General features: G+C 50.9%; 17 protein-coding genes. 12 read left to right on the plus strand and 5 right to left on the minus strand.

Going from position 1 to position 19,230, the window contains the following annotated elements; all coding sequences use genetic code 11:
- Positions 1 to 142: 142 nt before the first annotated feature.
- The 8 genes from H6X83_RS13910 (at position 143) to H6X83_RS13945 (ending at position 8,815) form a co-directional block, all read left to right on the plus strand.
- Positions 143 to 1,420: a DUF1015 domain-containing protein gene (locus tag H6X83_RS13910; protein WP_212507049.1), complete on the plus strand. Its 1,278-nt coding sequence runs from the start codon at positions 143 to 145 to the stop codon at positions 1,418 to 1,420.
- A 301-nt stretch (positions 1,421 to 1,721) separates the two neighbouring features.
- Positions 1,722 to 3,344 (plus strand): biosynthetic-type acetolactate synthase large subunit, encoded by a 1,623-nt coding sequence (gene ilvB, locus H6X83_RS13915; protein WP_212507050.1) that lies wholly within the window; start codon positions 1,722 to 1,724, stop codon positions 3,342 to 3,344.
- Positions 3,345 to 3,357: 13 nt separating this feature from the next.
- Positions 3,358 to 3,879, plus strand: a complete 522-nt coding sequence (ilvN, locus tag H6X83_RS13920) for an acetolactate synthase small subunit (protein ID WP_212507051.1) — start codon at positions 3,358 to 3,360, stop codon at positions 3,877 to 3,879.
- A gap of 228 nt (positions 3,880 to 4,107) precedes the next feature.
- Positions 4,108 to 5,115, plus strand: coding sequence for a ketol-acid reductoisomerase (gene ilvC, locus H6X83_RS13925; RefSeq protein WP_212507052.1), 1,008 nt, complete (start codon positions 4,108 to 4,110; stop codon positions 5,113 to 5,115).
- 153 nt (positions 5,116 to 5,268) lie between these two features.
- Positions 5,269 to 6,102 carry a DUF975 family protein gene (locus H6X83_RS13930; protein ID WP_212507053.1) on the plus strand — a complete coding sequence of 278 codons (834 nt, stop codon included), beginning with the start codon at positions 5,269 to 5,271 and terminating at the stop codon, positions 6,100 to 6,102.
- Positions 6,103 to 6,139: 37 nt separating this feature from the next.
- Positions 6,140 to 7,330 carry a glycosyltransferase gene (locus H6X83_RS13935; protein WP_212507054.1) on the plus strand — a complete coding sequence of 397 codons (1,191 nt, stop codon included), beginning with the start codon at positions 6,140 to 6,142 and terminating at the stop codon, positions 7,328 to 7,330.
- Between the two features lie 172 nt (positions 7,331 to 7,502).
- Positions 7,503 to 8,186, plus strand: a complete 684-nt coding sequence (locus H6X83_RS13940; RefSeq protein ID WP_212507055.1) for a DUF4230 domain-containing protein — start codon at positions 7,503 to 7,505, stop codon at positions 8,184 to 8,186.
- Positions 8,187 to 8,197: 11 nt separating this feature from the next.
- Positions 8,198 to 8,815 (plus strand): HAD family hydrolase, encoded by a 618-nt coding sequence (locus H6X83_RS13945; RefSeq protein ID WP_212507056.1) that lies wholly within the window; start codon positions 8,198 to 8,200, stop codon positions 8,813 to 8,815.
- A gap of 67 nt (positions 8,816 to 8,882) precedes the next feature.
- Here H6X83_RS13945 and H6X83_RS13950 read toward each other — a convergent pair whose 3' ends face one another.
- Entirely contained in the window at positions 8,883 to 9,260 is a 378-nt protein-coding gene (locus H6X83_RS13950) for a thioesterase family protein (RefSeq protein ID WP_212507057.1), read from the minus strand.
- Positions 9,261 to 9,420: 160 nt separating this feature from the next.
- Between H6X83_RS13950 and H6X83_RS13955 the strand changes: the two genes are divergently transcribed.
- The 4 genes from H6X83_RS13955 (at position 9,421) to rbr (ending at position 12,951) form a co-directional block, all read left to right on the plus strand.
- Positions 9,421 to 10,146: an HAD family hydrolase gene (locus tag H6X83_RS13955; RefSeq protein WP_212507058.1), complete on the plus strand. Its 726-nt coding sequence runs from the start codon at positions 9,421 to 9,423 to the stop codon at positions 10,144 to 10,146.
- Positions 10,147 to 10,243: 97 nt separating this feature from the next.
- Positions 10,244 to 11,029, plus strand: a complete 786-nt coding sequence (locus tag H6X83_RS13960; protein ID WP_212507059.1) for an NINE protein — start codon at positions 10,244 to 10,246, stop codon at positions 11,027 to 11,029.
- Positions 11,030 to 11,233: 204 nt separating this feature from the next.
- Complete coding sequence (gene ychF, locus H6X83_RS13965) at positions 11,234 to 12,328, plus strand: redox-regulated ATPase YchF (RefSeq protein ID WP_212507060.1); 1,095 nt, start codon at positions 11,234 to 11,236, stop codon at positions 12,326 to 12,328.
- An 83-nt stretch (positions 12,329 to 12,411) separates the two neighbouring features.
- Positions 12,412 to 12,951, plus strand: coding sequence for a rubrerythrin (gene rbr, locus H6X83_RS13970; RefSeq protein ID WP_212507061.1), 540 nt, complete (start codon positions 12,412 to 12,414; stop codon positions 12,949 to 12,951).
- A gap of 76 nt (positions 12,952 to 13,027) precedes the next feature.
- On the opposite strand, the gene H6X83_RS13975 is transcribed toward rbr, so the two are convergent.
- The 4 genes from H6X83_RS13975 to H6X83_RS13990 all read right to left on the minus strand — a co-directional run bounded on the left by H6X83_RS13975 (position 13,028) and on the right by H6X83_RS13990 (position 19,093).
- Positions 13,028 to 15,232 carry a C1 family peptidase gene (locus H6X83_RS13975; RefSeq protein WP_212507062.1) on the minus strand — a complete coding sequence of 735 codons (2,205 nt, stop codon included), beginning with the start codon at positions 15,230 to 15,232 and terminating at the stop codon, positions 13,028 to 13,030.
- Between the two features lie 168 nt (positions 15,233 to 15,400).
- Positions 15,401 to 17,578, minus strand: coding sequence for a C1 family peptidase (locus tag H6X83_RS13980; RefSeq protein WP_212507063.1), 2,178 nt, complete (start codon positions 17,576 to 17,578; stop codon positions 15,401 to 15,403).
- A 40-nt stretch (positions 17,579 to 17,618) separates the two neighbouring features.
- Complete coding sequence (tadA, locus tag H6X83_RS13985; RefSeq protein WP_212507064.1) at positions 17,619 to 18,080, minus strand: tRNA adenosine(34) deaminase TadA; 462 nt, start codon at positions 18,078 to 18,080, stop codon at positions 17,619 to 17,621.
- Complete coding sequence (locus tag H6X83_RS13990; RefSeq protein WP_212507065.1) at positions 18,077 to 19,093, minus strand: CPBP family intramembrane glutamic endopeptidase; 1,017 nt, start codon at positions 19,091 to 19,093, stop codon at positions 18,077 to 18,079. Before H6X83_RS13990 ends, tadA begins: the two co-directional genes overlap by 4 nt.
- Positions 19,094 to 19,230 lie beyond the last annotated feature (137 nt).

Below are 19,230 nucleotides of genomic sequence, written 5' to 3' on the forward strand. Positions count from 1 at the left end.
TGCTTTAAATTTCTGTGCTTTACTTGACGGAATCTTCTCTTGCGTATACAATGATAGCATACAAAAATGAATATTTACAGCTGTCGCGCGTCATTTTCGCCGTGTGGGAACGCTGTTAAGAATTTGTCTGGAGGGGAATTTTATGGCCGTTATCAAACCGTTTCGTGCACTGCGCTATTCCGACAAAGCCGGTGACATCCAAAAGCTCACCTGCCCGCCTTATGATATCATAAGTGAGGACGAGCGTACAGCATATCTTGCCGAAAATCCATACAATGTCATTCGTCTGGAGCTGCCCCGCGGTACAGAACCCTACGCAGAAGCCGGAAAAGCACTGAAAGAATGGGAAAAATCCGGCATCCTGCAGCAGGACACCCAGCCCGGCCTGTATATTTATGAGGAAGAATTCACCGCTTACGGCCAGACAAAGCGTGTAAAAGGCTTTATCTGCCGCGTAAAGCTGGAGCCCTTTGAAAACGGCGTAATTCTGCCGCATGAAGAAACACTGAGCAAGGCAAAGCAGGATCGCTTCAACCTGATGCAGACAACTTTCTGCAATTTCAGCCAGATTTATTCCCTTTATATGGACAAGAAACACGTTACCCGCTCCCGCATTGACGCTTTGAGCAAGGACACCCCGCGCTATGAATTTTCTGACGGCGCTGTCACCCACCGCCTGTGGATTGTCAACGATCCGGTTGCCATTGAAGCAATCTGCGACGACTTTGCAAAGCGCAAGCTGTATATAGCCGACGGCCACCACCGCTACGAAACCGCTCTGAATTTCCGCAACCACTGCCGCGATGAGGGCATCATTTCCGCGGAACCGGACTACTGCATGATGATGCTGGTCGACATGGAAGACCCTGGCTTGGTGGTGTTCCCCACCCACCGTCTGGTACACGGTCTTGCCGGATTTGACCACGAAAAACTGCTTGCCGGCTGCAAAGACCACTTCACCGTTACCCGCGAGGAAAGCACCCAGACCATTCAGGAAAAACTGGATGCCTGCTATGCTGCCAGTCAGAAAGCCTTTGCCTGCTACTGCGGCGGAAATGACTGGGACCTGCTGGTGCTCAAAGACCTTTCCGTCATGGAATCCGTCCTGCCCGGAAAGTCCGCCGCAAGTCAGGGGCTGGACGTTTCCGTTCTGCACTCTCTGGTGCTGGAAAAAGTGCTGGGCATTGACAAAGAAAACATGGCACAGCAGATTAACCTTTCCTACACACGCGATTTTGCGGAAGCCATTGCCAGCGTACAGGATGGCAAGAGCCAGTGTGCGTTCCTGATGAATCCTACCCGCGTGCAGGAAATCCGCAACGTTGCCGCCGCCGGTGAAAAAATGCCGCAGAAGTCCACTTATTTCTACCCGAAACTGATTACCGGTCTTGCGATGAACCAGATGAACGTCGAAAAGTAACCGTTCTTGACCTGCGGGCGCACACAAGCAGAAAACCGGTGCTGAGCACCGGTTTCGGTGTTTTCTTCCCGCGCGGCCTGTAAAGCCAATTCGGCAAACTTTACCCAGCGGGTCAAGGGCTGCAAGCCCTTGTCTGTCTTTGGTAACTTTCTGCTGATACAGAAAGTTACTCAGGGCGTGGGGCAGAATGCCCCGCAAGATAGTGCCGCAGGGAACGCTGCATTTCGCGTATTGACGCGTTTTGTTTTTGCGCTTATAATCAATACAAATTTTAAATCTTAGAAAAGAGGGGGCGTCCATTTTGGCAAGCGGCGCTGAAATTATGGTCAAGTGTCTGGAAAACGAGGATGTTCACCTCGTTTTTGGCTATCCGGGTGCTGCCATCTGTCCGTTTTATGATTGTCTGATCCCGTCCGCAATCCAGCACATCTTGGTGCGTGAGGAGCAAAACGCTGCACACATGGCAAACGGTTATGCCCGTTCCTGCGGCAAGGTCGGTGTGTGCGTGGTGACCTCCGGCCCCGGCGCAACCAATCTGATTACCGGCATTGCCACCGCATACATGGATTCGATTCCTCTGGTGATTATTTCCGGCCAGGTAAATTCGTGGCTGCTGGGCCGCGATGTATTTCAGGAAGCGGACATTACCGGTGCGTGCGAAAGCTTTACCAAGCACAGCTATCTGGTGAAAGATGCCGCAGACCTCCCGCGTATTTTTAAGGAAGCGTTTCACATTGCCGCTACCGGCCGACCCGGACCGGTTCTGATTGACGTTCCCTGCGATGTGCAAAACCAAAAGGTAAAAAGCTGGTCTTACCCTGAAGAAGCTGACATCCGCGGCTACAAGCCCCGCACGCAGGGGCACGCGCTGCAGGTAAGAAAGGCACTGAAAGCCATTGAGGAAGCCGAGCGGCCCATTATCTGCTGCGGCGGCGGTGTGGTGCTGGCAAACGCCCGTGAGGAAATGACGGCGTTCGCCAAAAAAAGCGGGATTCCGGTCTGTGCAACGATGATGGGCATCGGCGTTACACCAATGAACAGCGATTATTATATGGGCATGATTGGCATGCACGGGCGCACCAGCGCAAACCTGACCATGCAGCAGGCTGACCTTGTGATTTTGTGCGGTGCGCGCGTGGGTGACCGCGCGGTTTCCGCACCGCAGCAAATTGCGGAAAAGGCAAAAATCATTCATATTGATGTTGACCCGGCGGAAATCGGTAAAAATATGCCGGTGGATATCCCCATCGTCGGCGATGTGCGTCAAGTACTGCAGAGCATGACCGAACAGGTGACCGACACGGTTCCAGAAGCCTGGAAGCAAAAAGTGCTGGACTACAAAAATCAGTTCCCGCCGCGCGGCGAACCGCGGGAGGATTCTGTGGAACCGCGTGTGTTCATCCGTGACCTTTCCGCCATGATGGAGGAAAACGCCATTTTGGTGGCAGACGTCGGACAAAATCAGATTTGGGCAGCACGCAACTTTAACGTAAAAGAGGGCCGCTTCCTGACCAGCGGCGGCCTTGGCACCATGGGTTACGCCATTCCCGCCGCACTCGGCGCGAAAATGGCAAAGCCGAACCGTCAGGTGGTTGCCGTGTGCGGCGACGGTTCCTTCCAGATGGCCATGTGTGAACTTGGCACGCTGATTCAAAACGATACGGATATTAAAATCATTATCATGCAGAACGGTGTACTCGGCATGGTAAAAGAGGTGCAGGATAAGCAGTACGGCAGCCGTCACATCGGCACTTCGCTGAAAGACGGCGCCCCCGACTTTGTCAAGCTGGCGGAAAGCTACGGCATCCGCGCTTCCTTGGCCTGCAGCAATGCACAGGCAAAAGAGCAGGCAAAGGAAATGCTGCAGTGCAGCGAACCATACATTCTGGTGTGCCGGGTAGACCCCGCCACACCGACCATTTAAGGGAGGCGGCAGCATGAAATATACGCTTTCCGTTCTAGTGGAAAACCAACCAGGTATTCTTTCCAAGGTGGCGGGGCTTTTCTCCCGCCGTGGCTTCAACATTGACTCCCTCGCAGTCGGTGTAACCGATGATTCCACGGTTTCCCGCATTACGATTGTGGTCAACGGCGATGAACACATGGTGGAACAGGTGGAAAAACAGCTGAACAAGCTGATTCAGGTCATCAAAGTTAAGGTACTGGAACCGGACAAATTCATTTCGCGTGAGCTTTCGCTCATTAAGGTGAACTGCCGCACGCAGGAGCGCGGCGATGTCATGAAGATTGCGGAACTGATGCAGGCCCGCATTGTGGATGTTACCACCACCAGCCTGACACTGGAGTTTTGCGACACCGACGACCGCACAGAAACCATCATTGACCTGCTGCGGCCGTTCGGCTTTAAAGAAATTGTTCGTGCCGGAACCATTGCCATTGAAAAAGGCAGCCGTTCCACCGCCGTTTTGAAACACTCCGGGAAAAATGCAGGGATTTGAAAAAATAATTTAATTTTTCGCTTTAAACTGTAAACTGGTTTACAGTTTATTTTTTTAATAGCGGCTATAATGTCTTTAATCAATGAAAGCAACCTAACTCTTTCCAGAGCTTCTTTTACGAAGAGGAGCGCCCGGCGCTGGCGGGGGCGAGTCTTGGTTGGATTGCTCCAAGAGTTCCGTATACATTAACATCTCTTGCAGTAAAGCAAGTCAAGGAGGAACACAACAATGCCAAAGATTTATTACGACGCAGACTGCGACATCAACGTACTTAAAGGAAAGACCGTAGCTGTCATTGGCTTCGGCAGCCAGGGTCATGCACACGCACTGAACCTGCGTGACAGCGGTGTCAACGTCATCGTTGGCCTGTACAAGGGCAGCAAACGTTGGGAGCATGTAGAAAAAGACATGGGCTTCAAGGTCATGACCACCGCAGAGGCAACAAAAGCAGCTGATATTATCATGGTGCTTACCCCTGATGAGAAGCAGGCCGATATTTACAAAAAGGACATTGAACCCAACCTGACCGCCGGCAAAGCACTTGCTTTCGCACATGGCTTCAACATTCATTTCGGCCAGATCAAGCCGCCGAAAGATGTTGACGTATTCATGATTGCTCCGAAGGCTCCGGGCCACACAGTCCGCAGCGAATTTGTCGAAGGCAAGGGCACCCCGGCTCTGGTCGCTGTGCAGCAGGATGCTTCCGGCCATTGCTTGGAAATTGCTCTGGCTTACGGCGCAGGCCTAGGCGCTGCCCGTGCAGCTCTGATGGAAACAACCTTCCAGATTGAAACAGAAACTGACCTGTTCGGCGAGCAGGCTGTCCTTTGCGGCGGTGTAACTGCCCTGATGAAGGCCGGCTTTGAAACACTGGTTGAGGCTGGTTATCCGCCGGAGAACGCATACTTCGAGTGCATCCATGAGATGAAGCTCATTGTTGACCTGATTTACACAGGCGGCTTCAGCTTCATGCGTTACTCCATTTCCGACACCGCTGAGTACGGCGACTACGAAACCGGCAAGCGCCTGATCACTCCGGAAACAAAGGCAGAAATGAAGCAGGTCCTGACCGAGATTCAGGACGGCACTTTTGCTTCCAAGTGGATTGCAGAAAACAAGAACGGCCGCAGCCACTTCAACGCATGCCGCCGCATGGGCGCAGAGCATCAACTGGAGAAAGTCGGTGCAGAACTGCGTAAAATGTACGCTTGGAACGAAGACAAGTACGCTGACTAATTTTTGTATAATTAAAGGGTCTGCCGCAGGAATCTGCGCAGGCCCTTTTTTCTATGTTTTTTGTTGCACTCCCAGTTTCTCCTTGCATCTTTCGCCAACTTCGTATAAAATAGAAATATCGGCAAATTTATTTCCATAAGGGAGAGATTCATTATGTATTGGCAGCGTTCTATTCTAAAAGAAAACGCAAAAGTATCCCTGCGCAACAAATATTGGCTCAGTTTTGCGGTATCCCTGGTGGCTTCTCTGCTGGCAGGCGCGATTATTTCCGTCATCACCTACGCATACTCCTATTCACTGTACCGCAGCATGTTCCTGAACTTCACCCAGCTGATGCAATATTCGGATTACCTGCCGTACTACGGTTATGACTCCTCTGCCTATGACCTCGTCTGGACTTACATGGGCCAAATGATTCTCCGCATGGCTGCTCAGCTTTCCGGGCTTTCCCTGCTGGCAATTTTGCTGCGCATTTTTGTCGGTGCGGCCATGCGTGTTGGTTCCAGCCGCTATTATGTCCACAAACGCTTTGATGACACCAATTTTTCCACTTTGTTCTCCGGCTTTCAGAACAACTGGCTCAACACCGTTGGCGCACTGTTTGTGACTGATCTTTTCTGCTCACTGTGGGCGCTCCTGTTCATTATTCCGGGCATTGTAAAGCGTTATCAATATTATTATGTCGAATTTCTGCTTTCTGACAATCCGAATCTCACCGGCACCCGCGCACGTGAAATCAGCCGCATGCTCACCAATGGTGAAAAAGGCCGCATTTTTATTTTTGACCTCTCCTTCTTCTGGTGGTATCTGTTGGTTGGCATCACTTCCTGGCTGACGCTCGGCCTGAGCCATACATTCCTTCTGCCCTATGTGCAGAGCGCCCGCGCAGAACTTTACATCTTTGCCCGTGACCGCGCAATCAACGCAGGCCAGCTGAATCCTGCCGAGCTTGGTTTGGCACAGCCCCAAACTCCGCCGGTCTGCTGAATTTTAAAAAGAAAATGCTGAACTAGGGGGCAAAAACTTGAAGCTGCTTTATCTGACTTTTCAGGAAGATTCTGTACTATATGCCGGTGTTGTAAAAAAAATCAGAGGGCAGTCTGCCGCTTTTGCCAAACTCGGTTTCAGCGTGACTTACTCTCTTTGGCAGGGAAACAATTTCCGCTTTCAGGGCAATGTCAGCCAAACCGTTCCCATCAGTGCTGAACACGGCATTATGAAACGGTTTTATGAAATTGCGGCAGAGCACCTGCAGCATCATACTTATGATGTACTGTATGTACGGTTGGACATGATTGACTTCGGCGTTGTCCAGCTGCTGCGCACCGCCCGTGCCGCCGGTGTCCAGAAAATCATTTTGGAAATTCCGAACTATCCCTACCTTGACACCTACCGAAATTCCTACCGTTTTGTTGAAAACAAGGTTCAGCGTGCTGTTTCGGCGGTGAAAGTAAACCTGCGTGCAGCGCAGGACCAGCTTGCCGGGTCTAAGCTGCGCGGCCTTTGCGATGCCGTCATTCTATTTGGCGACGATGCCCAAACTTTTTACGGCGTAAAAGCAATGAACGCAACCAACGGCATTAACTGCGATGCGCTGCCGGCCGTTCCATGGCCAAAAAGCGGCAGCACCATTCAGCTGATTGGTGTTGCCGGAACCCTCTGGTGGCAGGCATATGACCGTGTGCTGCAGGGAATGCATAATTACTACGCGAAGAACAAAAAACCGCAGTATGATTTTCGCTTTACACTGGTCGGCGGTGATGCAAAAGAAATGCCGGAGTTCCGCAAAACGGTAGAAACACTTGGGCTTGCTGACCGCGTGGAAATGCCCGGCTTTAAAACGGGAAACGACCTGCAGGTTTTTTACAACCGCGCGGATGTCGGCATTTCCACCCTGGGCTGTTTCCGCCGCGGCATTACCCGCTGCTCGTCTTTAAAGGCACGTGAATACGCCGCCGTTGGGCTGCCGTTTCTGTATGCTTATGATGACGATTCCCTGCCCGGCGACGTTGCTTGGGCACTGCGTGTCCCGAATGACGAAACGCCGGTGGACATGGAACGGCTGGCACAATTTGTGCTTAGCTGCCGCCGTGACCCGCGCACTGTCCTTGAGGAACGAAACTTTGCGGAAGAAACCTATGACTGGGTTGCGATTTTGCGTAAATTTTTGGAGTTTGCAGGATTTGATTTTCCCCCGCTTTCCAATCAGGTTTAGCAAGAGAACCAAACAAGTGTAAAATTTAAATGACGGCTCGCAAATGTGTAAAAAACACTTTGCCGTCGTCTTTTTTTCTGGCTTTCTGGCCTTAAATCCGCTATAATAGAATTTAAAACGACAAAAAGCGGCATTTCCCTGTGAAATGCGTGGCTAAGATTAGGAGGCAGCAATGAAGGGACAAAGGAAACTGCGTTTGGGCAGAACAGCTAAGCTGCTGCTCGTCACAGTTGTGGCTACCGCTGTAGCGGTTTCCGCAATTTTCGTTACCGTTGGGCGCGCCAAACGTACCGGCGGTGAAGCGCAGGTCACCAGCACCGTTGTAAAGGAAAAAATTCTGCGCATCAATGAGCTTTCCACTGTGAAATATATGTACACCAATGTCGGAAAATTTTCGCAGTCCAATGATTTTTACGGCTACGAAATTCCGTTCACCACCAAAAGTTTTCTCATTACATACGATGGCACCATCAAAGCCGGCGTAGATATGAACAATGCAGAAGTGTCCGTAACGGACAGCACTGTTACACTTACTCTTCCTGCGGCAAAAGTGCTTTCACATGAAATTGATGAGGGCAGCATAGAAGTTTATGACGAAACCAAAAACATCTTCAATCCCATCAGTGTGAAGGACTACACCAATTTCGCTGCAACAGAAAAAACAAAAATGGAACAGAAGGCAACCAGCCAGGGACTGCTGAAAGAAGCAGCCGAAAAAGCAAAAACAAATCTCTCGGAACTGCTGCAGCAGACGGCAGAGGGCCGGAAAATTGTTTTTAAAGAGCTGCCCGCTCCCTCCGCAGTTTCCTCCGGCGTTTCTTCCGCATCCTCGCAACCAGGCAGCAGTGTTTCCTGAAAGGAGCCGTTATGATAAAAGCAGTGTTTTTTGACCTTGACGGCGTCCTGACCACAGACGCAGATGATCTCACTTCCACCAGCCGCTGGGTCTGCGGTCAAACCGGCATTGACAAAGCAGTTTTTGAAACAGAATATGACAAACTGAGTGATGGCCTTTATCTTGGCACCTGCTCACACCTTGATATTTGGGAAACACTCTGCCAAAGGCTTGGCCGCCGCTTGAACTTTTCCCTGCTGGAAGAAGCTTTTCTTCACACACCGATTGACACAAAAACGGAGGCGCTTGCCGCCCAGCTCAAACAGAACGGCTATCAGACAGGCATCATTACCGTAAATGCCAATGACCGAACCGAGCTGCTTGCCACACAGCACAGTTGGAAACGCCTTTTTGATTCCATAACAGTTTCGGCCAGTGTCGGTTCCGGCAAAACATTTTCCACCATTTTTGAAAAAGCTGTTGAAAGTCTGCACGTTTCCCCGGAGGAATGTTTTTTCATTGACAACCGCGAGAAAAATCTGGTTGTTCCAAACCGGATGGGCATGCATACTTTTTACTTTGACAGCACCCTCCGCGACCACGCGGCACTGCGGCAGGCGCTCGCCGCGCTTTCTGTAAAGCTTACATAAAACGGCCGCCTGATTCAGCAACTGAATTAGGCGGCCATTCTATTTTCTTGCAAATCTGTACGCAAGGTCACTTTGCCTTGGCATCTGCTTTCTGCTGAAAGTGCTCACTGCTGACCGCTACACGGCTGTGTGTACCGGAAGCACAAACGCCTGCTTCGTCCTCAGCCATCAGTTCAAATGAAAAATTGCGGCCCTCGTGTGCGGTCATCTCTGCTGTAATGGTGACCTGCATCCCCAGCGGGGTGGGTGCGGTGTGCTCCACACTGATGGAACAGCCCACAGTGGTCTGATCTTCCGGCAAAAACTGCTGTGCCAGCTGTACCGCTGCTTTCTCAAAAAGCGCGCACACGGTTGGAGTTGCCAACACGCGCAGACTGCCGCTGCCGACGTTCACAGCCAGCATTTCTTCCGTAACGGTCTGTGTAAAAACGACTTTCTCTGTCATTGCTATTCCTCCGTAAAAATGCTATCATGATGATAAAAAAAGACTTTCTCTTCCCTATTGTAACAAAACTTTCAGAATAAACCAAGACGATGAAAGAATTATTAGGAACAGTTTTCATTAATTTTCAAAAAGTGTTTAATAAACCTTGAGGAGGAATCCCATGCAGTACCCAAAAGCAGTTCTATTTGATTACGGCATGACTTTGTGCACAGAACCACCCGCAGACATTGAAAAAGGTTTTGCCGCCATCCTGCAGTATGCGGTCAGCAATCCCCGAAAAATCACGCCGGCACAGATGGCCAATCTTTCTGAGCAGGTAGAGCGGGATTTAGGCTGGTTTAATCCGGAGCAGGACGACCCTCTGGAAACTTGGTATCTCTCTCTGCAGCGCTACCTGCTGGAAACACTGGATATTACCCTCAGCCTCAGCGATTTGCAGACAGAGCAGCTGTACTGGGATGTTTCCTCCCCCGCTTCACCGGCTCCTTACATAAAAGAGGTTCTGCGTGCGCTGCAAAAACGTGCTATCCCGTTTGGGGTCGTCAGCAACCTTTGTTTCACCGGTGCCACACTGGAACGGCGCCTGCATGCCTGCTTCCCGGATGACCCTTTCCGCTTTATTCTGGCCAGCAGCGAATATGCTTTCCGCAAACCGCATGCCCGCTATTTTAACCTTGCTCTGCACAAAATGGGAACTTCCGCCGGGGATACCTGGTTCTGCGGCGACAACCCCATCTGCGACGTCGAAGGCTCGACCGGCGTCGGGATGCGTGCTTTCTGGTACCGCTTCCAAAATGACTTTGAGCAGTGCCGCCAGCCAAAAGCTCCCTGCACCAAACTCTCTGATTGGCGTGAATTTATCTCATTGCTGCCGCCAACAGATTAATTTTGTGCTGTTTACAATTTGTATTACACTTTTTCACTGAAATATGGTAAACTTAAAATAATATTTATACGTTTTGGCTGAAAGGAGCTTCTTAAATATGGATAATAAAAAAATCTGCCCTTCCTGCGGTGCTGCCAACCCAGCAGATTCCAGCTACTGCGAGCAGTGCGGCGTTTTACTGGAAGCAGCAGTAACAACCACAGCAGCTTCCAATTCGGCTGCCGCACAACCAACTCCCGCAGTTACAGATGCGGAGCCTGCCGCTGTTAACGCGAATTCCGTGGAGCAAACTGCCGCTTCTGCTGAACCGGAGGCAAATGCCCCCGCAGGAAGCCATACAGACGCTCCGCAACAGCCCTTCCAACCGGAAGGCAGTGCACAAACATCATCCTATCAGCAGTCGGGCGCTGCTCCCTCTGGCAACCAGCCGCCTTACCAACAGCAGGGTTACGGCTTTGGCCAGCAGCCGGGTGCAGCTCCGGCCGACAATCAGCCGCCCTACCAGCAGCCGGGTTACGGTTTTGGCCAGCAGCAGGGTGAGGTTCCTTATGCAGCCCGACCCGCCGCCCCGCAGTATCCGTTTGGTCAAGTAAACCGTGTCTTTGGTCATTTTGACGGATACTTTGTCCCCGGCAGCATGACTCCTGTACGCAATCGGGTTGCCGCCGCTGTGCTTTGCCTGCTGCTCGGGCCTTTCGGTATCCACAAATTTTACACCGGGCAGTGGGGCTGGGGCATTGTTTCTCTGTTCCTGCTGATCACACTTGGCTGGACGGGTTGGATTTGGGGCATTGTTTATGCAGTTGCTCTGGTAGAGGCAATCCTGCTGTTCACCATGTCCAATGAAGACTTTCAGAATAAATATCACGTGCGTGCCTCGTGATTTTCACGCAAAAGCGCTGCTTCCGGTTTGAAACAGGAAGCAGCGCTTTTCTGCGCCATTTTTTCCCTCTGCTTTCCGGTTCCTTCTTGCGTTTCTTACGCGGGGATGGTATACTTTCATTATATAAAGACTGTTGGAAAAGAACCGCCTTTTGCGGCACCGCAAAAGCACGGTTTTTCCACTGGAAAAGAAGGAAAGAACTGCATGAAATTAGGAATCGTGGGCTTGCCGAACGTCGGCAAAAGCACCCTTTTTAACGCAATCACCAACGCAGGCGCGCAGAGCGCCAACTACCCTTTCTGCACCATTGAGCCAAACGTCGGCATCGTTGCGGTGCCGGACAAGCGTCTGGACAAGCTGGCAGAAATGTACCACCCGCAGAAGTACACCCCCGCTACCATTGAATTTGTGGATATCGCCGGCCTTGTAAAAGGCGCCAGCAAAGGTGAGGGGCTGGGCAACAAATTCCTTGCAAACATCCGCGAGGTGGATGCCATCATTCATGTTGTCCGCTGCTTTGTAAATGATGATATTGTACACGTTGACGGCAGCATTGACCCTGCCCGTGATATCGATACCATCAACGTTGAACTGATCCTTTCGGATTTGGAAGTGCTGGAACGCCGCATTGACAAAACCAAAAAGATGATTAAAGCGGACAAAAAATATCAGGAGGAGTTGGATTTCTTCCTGCGTGTAAAAGAAGCACTGGACAACGGCAAACCTGCCCGCAGTGTGGAATGCACGGAGGATGAAACCGCACTTTTGGCTACTGTAAATCTGCTGACAAACAAGCCGATTCTGTATGCCGCCAACATGAGTGAAGATGACTTTAAAAACGGCATTCATGACAACCCCTACTTGAAAGTAGTGGAGGATATTGCAAAGCAGGAGCATGCAGGTGTGCTGCCCATCTGCGCTGAAATCGAAGCGGAAATTTCCGGTCTGGAGCTGGAGGAAAAAGAACTGTTCCTTGCGGACATGGGGCTGACCGAATCCGGTCTTGACCGCCTAATTCAGGCTTCCTACTCTCTGCTGGGTCTGATCAGCTACCTGACCGCAGGCGAGCCGGAGGTTCGCGCCTGGACCATTACCAAGGGTACCAAGGCACCGCAGGCCGCCGGCAAGATTCACTCTGACTTTGAACGCGGCTTCATCCGTGCAGAAGTGGTCGCTTACAATGATTTGATTTCCTGCGGCAGCATGAACACTGCTAAGGAAAAGGGCCTTGTCCGCAGTGAGGGCAAAGACTATGTAATGCAGGATGGCGATGTTGTGCTGTTCCGTTTCAATGTTTAATTTTAATCTTTGTCCATTCCTGCAGGGATAAACTGGTTTATTCCTGTAAATCATATAATGGAGTTTTAAAGGAGGATACCGTCATGGAATTAAAAGGAAGCAAAACAGAAGCAAACCTTGCTGCCGCATTTGCCGGCGAAAGTCAGGCCCGCAATAAATACACCTACTACGCCAGCAAAGCAAAAAAAGAAGGCTACGAGCAGATTGCAGCCATTTTTGAAGAAACAGCTAACAACGAAAAAGAACACGCAAAGCTTTGGTTCAAACTTCTGCATGACAACAATGTCCCGGATACCATTACCAACCTGACAGATGCTGCCGCAGGGGAAAATTATGAATGGACTGAAATGTACAAGGAATTTGCGGATACTGCTGAAGCAGAGGGCTTTACCTCCATCGCTGCAACCATGCGTATGATTGCAACCGTCGAAAAGTCCCACGAGGAACGCTACCGCAAACTGCTTGCCAATCTGAAAGAAGACATTGTCTTTAAGTGTGAGGAAGAAACCGTTTGGGTATGCCGCAACTGCGGATACATCTATGTTGGCCGCGAAGCACCAAAAGTGTGCCCCGCGTGCAAGCATCCGCAGGCATACTTTGAACGCCGCGCGGAAAATTATTAATTTGCCTTTTTTCCCCCTTTTTATATGACAAAGGACGGCCGCTGAGATTTTTCAGCGGCCGTCCTTTTTTGTTGTTTTAAGCGACTGTGCAGGCGAACACACGGTAAGCCTGACCGCCGATGGAAATGTAAACTCCCGTATTGCCCTGTTTGAGGCAGCGGTAGCTATAGTAATACGCTGTACGGCCATCTGCCTGCCGAATACTGCCGCTGTAGCGGGTAGCCAACACTGAGCCGTTGCCAACGGTATAAATCGGTACAGCCGTGCTGCTGTCCGGTATAATACGGAACGCATAAGTCTGTCCTACACGCATTTTTACATCCACGGTCGTGTCACTGGTAAAGGGTGCCTTTGCAAGAGATACGGTGAACAAGCGCTGCGCTGCTCCATTGATATTCGCATAAACGCCGCTTGCTTCTCCATAATGACCGCAGCCGTAAACCTCAAGCTGCATTTCACCTGTTGAAGCATTCCAATCCTTCAGCACATGCAGCTGTGCAACCGCACCGTTGCCGCAGAGCATTTGCGGGCGAGTCTTGCTGGTAACGGTGAATACTCTGGTGGAACCCAGCGGCAGCACCGCCTGCCCGGTTTGTGTTGTCTTTACACTTGTGCCATTTCCAAAAGCTTTGATGATTGCGTTTCCGCTCGTACTGCCGCGCGTCAGCTGCATGCTGTCAGCCGCCTGGTCTTTCCAGCCTCCATTGTCCTCATTATAATAACTTTGGCCTGCCGTGCAGCTGACTGTAACACCGTAGCCGTCAGCTGCCAGAGTATCGCTGCTGCTTTCCAGCAGAACGCCATACCGTGTTTGTCCATCCTCCGGATAGCTTACCTTCTCCACCACAGAGAATGTGTCGCCCTTATTCAGCAGAATACTGCTGTCAAGGCTGACTGTGTAATAGCCGGCATCCGTAAATTGTTCTTTCATGGAAGCCATATGGCCGCCGCTTTCCGGATTTCCCTTTTCCGGATTGACGTAAACATCAATCTGCGCGGCCGCGTTTGCTTTAAACGCCTGCACAGAAACAGCCTGCAACTGCGTATCCTCACGTGCGGTAAACAAATTGGCAAATTTCACCGGCGTGTCAGAACTCCATGTAGAAGCACCGGCGCCTGTGCCGTCGTATTGATAAATCTGTGAGTAGGTATGCTTAGTCGCTGTTCCGGCGTACGCGGTGTTTTCCATGTCAAAGAAAGTCGGCTCCGAAAAAGAAAGATCGTAATAGGAAAGATAGAAATAACCGTCATTGCCAACGCCGCCTTCACTGCTGCTGCCGGAAGGCCATGTTTCACTGCTGCCCCAGCTGTTTTTCACCAGCCACGCACCGTTCCCCTGGGGAACATTGATGAAGTTTGCTTTTGCGTAATTGTCATCCCAACCGACCAATGTCACCTCATGGTTTGCATAATACAGTTGTTTGTCATTGCAGTAATAACCGCAAGTGCTTGGATTGTAAAAGCGGTTCTGCTCCAGTGTGTCTGCTGGTGCATGATACCCAACGCTGACCGCGCCGCGGTCACGGATGCATTCTTTCACAGCGCTGCGCGCTGATTCACTGTATGTAATTTCGCCGGGCAAACCATTTTTTTGCAGGTCATAAACCACCGGCTCCGGCAGGAAGGCTGCGTTTTCCAAGTGGGAGCGGGAAACTGTCTGCAGCGAGGAGTTCGTCACATTCTGCAGCACGCCATTGCCATCCGTTGTGTAAGGCAGGTCAGACTCTGCAGCTGCACCGTACCAGCGTGCCAGTGTTGGCACGGATATTGCACGGGAACCACCAATCGTAAATGGATTTTTTGTAGTAAACGTATCACCGCCTGCATACTGACTGTCAGCACTGCTGTTTTGCCCATGAAAAGCAAACCATACCAAGTGTTTCTCCGACAAATCAACTGCCTGGCCGGCCGCCTTTACGGAAGAAAAGGAAGTTCCTATACTTTTTAAGTAGGTCAGCAAATCGCTTTCTGCTGAACTGAGTGCACCGAAAGCCCAGCAGGTCCCGTTGGACAGCTGGTCTTTTACCGGAGTCACACGGTTTTGTGTACGCAAATCATAGCTTGCCGGAAGTGCAGCCTGCGCTTTGCGCTGTCCCGCCGTCTGTGCCGCGACCGCATCATGATTGGAAACCATGGAAAGATAACCATCGCGCTGCTGCAGGGCACCCTCCTGAATATAAGGTGAACCCTGCATAGACTCGGCTGCTCTGGCCGGAGCACTGACAGCCAAAATCAGTGCCAACGCTGTAAAGACTGCTGCTCCCTTTTGAAACTTCTTCATATGTTTTTCCCTTTCCTGTACAAAAACCGCACCTTTTCCTTACAATAAGCCCTGCAAGAAAGATTCTATTCTTCCCTATTATAATGCCCTTCGACAGCGCAGGTCAAGAGGCACAAAAAGGCTGCGGCAGAAAACTTTCTTCTGCCGCAGCCTTACATTCTTATTAAATTACTGCACGTTGCAGTAAAACACACGGTACGGAACACCGTCAAGGGTTACATAGATACCGGCTTCACCTACGGATTTGCAGGTAAACTTGTAATAGTACGCCATGGACCCATCCGCCAGACGCTTGCTGCCGGAGTAGCCGGTTGCCAGGATACTGCCGTTTCCGGAAGTATAGCTGGGTACTTTGCTGCTGTCATTCGGGATTACGCGGAAGCAGTAGGTATCCCCAACATGCTTCGTAAAATTCACAGTTGTATCACTGGTGAACGGTGGGTTGAAAAGTGTAACTGTACACAAGAGCTGGGTATTCCCATCAGCTGTCATGTAAATTTCTGCCATTTCATTAGCATGACCATGCCCATAAACTTCGACCTGCGTTACACCTGTTTGTGTGTCCCGCTTGACAAGACGAACTTTCGCGGTAGAATCATTGCTGCTTGTGAAAGTCGGCGTGGATTTGCTGGTTATGTTAAAAACATATGTAGAGCCAACTGCTAAATCCTTTGTTGCACTGACCGTGTTGATTTGTGTGTCAGCAGCTTCTGCATTTGCGCGCCCCGCTGTGAAAGCCTTGATTACTGCATTGCCAACTTTGCTGCCGTCGCCGTTAAAGCCGCTCTTCGTGCTCATGTCTGCCCAACTGCCGCCATTAACGGACATATAGCTTTGCCCGGCACTGCAGGAAACCTGCACATTCATATTGCCTAAAGTTTTGCCGGTTTCATACAGCATTGCATAGCGTGTGCTGCCATTACGCTGGAAAGAGGAAGATTCCACAACTGCAAAAGTATCACCTGCATTCAAGTCACAGGACTGGCTGCCCAATTCTACGGTGTAGTAGCCTGCATTGGTCATCTGACAAGTTACAGAAGCAACCTGCTCGCCGCTGGTGGGATTGCCGGAGGTGGGATTTTTGTAAACATCCACAGTCACCGTGCTGTTCGCGCCGATTGCGTATGCGGAAACTGCTTCAAGAGTGCTGTTCGCACGCGCTGTGAAAACATTTGCGAAGTAAGTGGGCTGATTCATGGTGTACCAGCCTGCACCCAAACCCACGCCGTCATACTGATAGATGTCGCTGTATTCATGGCTGGTATTGGAGGAACTGTAGTTAATGGATTCCATTTGGAACGAAGTTGCATCGGTGAAGGACTGGTCGTAGTAGGAAAGGTAAAAGTATCCGTCCCTGCCAACGCGGGTGGAAGAACCGGTGCCCCAGCTGTTTTTAACGATCCATGCACCGTTTTTAGCCGGACGGCAGCTGGCGTTGAAATTCGTGCGGGCATAATTGTCGTCCCAGCCAACAATACTGACTTCGTGGTTGGAAGCATAATCAAACGGGCAGCAGTAAGCACTGGTAGAAGCATTGTAGAACTGTGCGTTTTCTGCTGTGGTAGTGGGAGAATGATAGCCAACGCTGACCGCGCCGTTTTCCTGAATTGCCTGCTTAATGGCGGTAATGGCTGCCGTATCAATCACACCATTCTGCACAGGTTCCGGCAGATATTCTGCATTCTTCAGATGCGCGCGGGAAACTGTCTGCAGCGAAGAGTTGGAAACACTGATAACATTGCCATTCGAGTCTGTCTGGTAAGGCAGGTCTTTTTCATCGGCAGCGCCGTACCAGCGGGCCATTGTCGGAACGGAAATGGCGCGTGAACCGCCTGCGGTAAACGGATTGGAAACAGAGAATGTATCACTTCCGGCGTATTTGCTGGTTTCACTGCTGTTGCTGCCGTTGTAGGAGAACCACGCCAGCTGCCGCTCGGAAAGATCGACCACTGCGCTGGCCTGTGCCGCTGTGGAAAACTTAACACCGCTGCTGAGCATATTTGTCAGCAAATTGGACTCTGCGGAAGCAATCGCGCCAAAGGCCCAGCAGGTTCCGTTCACGCCCTGTGCCTTGACTGTAGTCACACGGGCCGCGCCGCTGTCACTGCGCAAGTCGAACTTTGCCGGAAGCGTAATTGCTGTACGCAAACCCTTGCCTGCCTGTGCCTGCAAATCTGCGTGGTCGGTGTCCATGGAAACATACTCGCCGTTTGCCGCCAGCTGACCAACGCTTTGAGGTACTGCGGCAGAACTTTCAGCTGCGCTAGCCGGCACAATGGCTGCAGAGGATGCAAAAAGGGCTGCCGCTACGAAAGCCGCTAAACATCTCAGGTTGATTTTCTTCATAAGGCATCCCTCCGTAATTTTAACTCATTATTTTTAAAATCTAACTTTTTTCTCTGCGATGACGCAGGTCTTTGAAAAATTGTTTCAAAACCGCCGCACATTCTTCCTGCAGCAGTCCCTGTTCAATTTGTGGGTGATGATTGTACGGCAGGCTGAACAAATTTACAACCGAACCGCATGAACCGGCTTTTGCATCGCTGGCACCAAACACCAGCCGCGGAATACGGGCATTGATGATTGCACCCGCACACATGGGGCACGGCTCCAGCGTTACGTATAATGTACACTGCCAAAGCCGCCAGCCGCCAAGTGCTTTGCATCCACCGTTGATTGCTTCCAGTTCTGCGTGGCACAAAGCATTTTTTCCGCTTTCTCTGCGGTTGCGGCCCTCTGCAATAATTTCGCTGTCTTTGGTAAGAACGGCGCCCACCGGAACCTCACCTTCTGACGCAGCCTGCTGCGCTAGTTCAAGCGCCCGGCGCATACACTGTTCATCCGTCATCTCTGCACCATCCTAGAAATGCTGCTTACCACACCGTAAACGACCATTAGAATGCTGCCAACGGAAGTAACCAGCCCGCGCATCCGTCCTGCCTGCGTGGAAGCCATGTGGCGTTCGGCTAGGTGGAAAACTTGAAAACCATCTTTTTTCTGGCGAATCAAACGCAGGAGCAGAAGTACCAGTGCCAAGGCAAAAACAACGATAAAATAAACTGTGGAAAACATTCCGGAAGTCTCACCGCCAAAGTTCTGGTTCAGCAAGGCCGCCACAGCTGCCAGGCCATTGTTCAGCATGTGCAGCAGCATTGAGGGAAGAATATTTCCTGTGCGAACCCGCAGATAACCGAAAACCAGCCCGACCAATGTTGCAAAAACAAATTGTCCAACATTTCCGTGGTACAGCCCAAACAAAATGGAGGAAGCTGCAATCGCAAATCCATCGCCCCATCTGCGCAGACATCCAAGCACCGCACCGCGAAACAGGATTTCTTCCACCAGCGGCGGAATCACAGTACCATACACCAAGTAAAACACCTGTGTGCCCGCCGATTGGTTAAGCGGCATATCCGGAACGGTTCCGGAAAGGCCAACCATCTGCAGCAGGTGCTGCACCAACGCGGTCGGCCAGTTGGCCGCCAGCGTAAGCATCATTCCCACGGAACACAGCAGCAGTACGTCGATGCCGCCAAGTCCCACCTGCTTCGGTTTGCCAAACGGCAGAAATTCCTCCGCAGGATACTCATTGCTTACAATAAAGGCCATTGGAATCAGTGCCAGAAACAAATAACCGATACAAGAAACCAGATATTCCAACAGGGTGCTGTTGTCTCCGTCCAGTGCACCGGCGAAGTCCAATAGCAGATACAGCGCCTGCTGAACAACGATCATCAGTGCCATGGAACCAAGCACCAGCCAGCCGGAAAGTCCGGCCGCCCTGCGTGCGCCCCGGCGTTCTTCCTTCGCACACATTTGCAGATGCAGATATTCGGGATTTTGTTGGTTAGAAATAATCATTTTCTTCCCCTTTTTATTCCATCTGCTATCTTTATGCTCACATTATACCGCACAGTATGTCAAATTGCAATAGACAGCAGACGAAAAAGTTAAATTTATTTCATTTTCTTTAATTATCTTAATTTTATATGACCGTA

This window comes from Caproicibacterium amylolyticum (assembly GCF_014467055.1).
GTDB classification, from domain to species: domain Bacteria; phylum Bacillota; class Clostridia; order Oscillospirales; family Acutalibacteraceae; genus Caproicibacterium; species Caproicibacterium amylolyticum.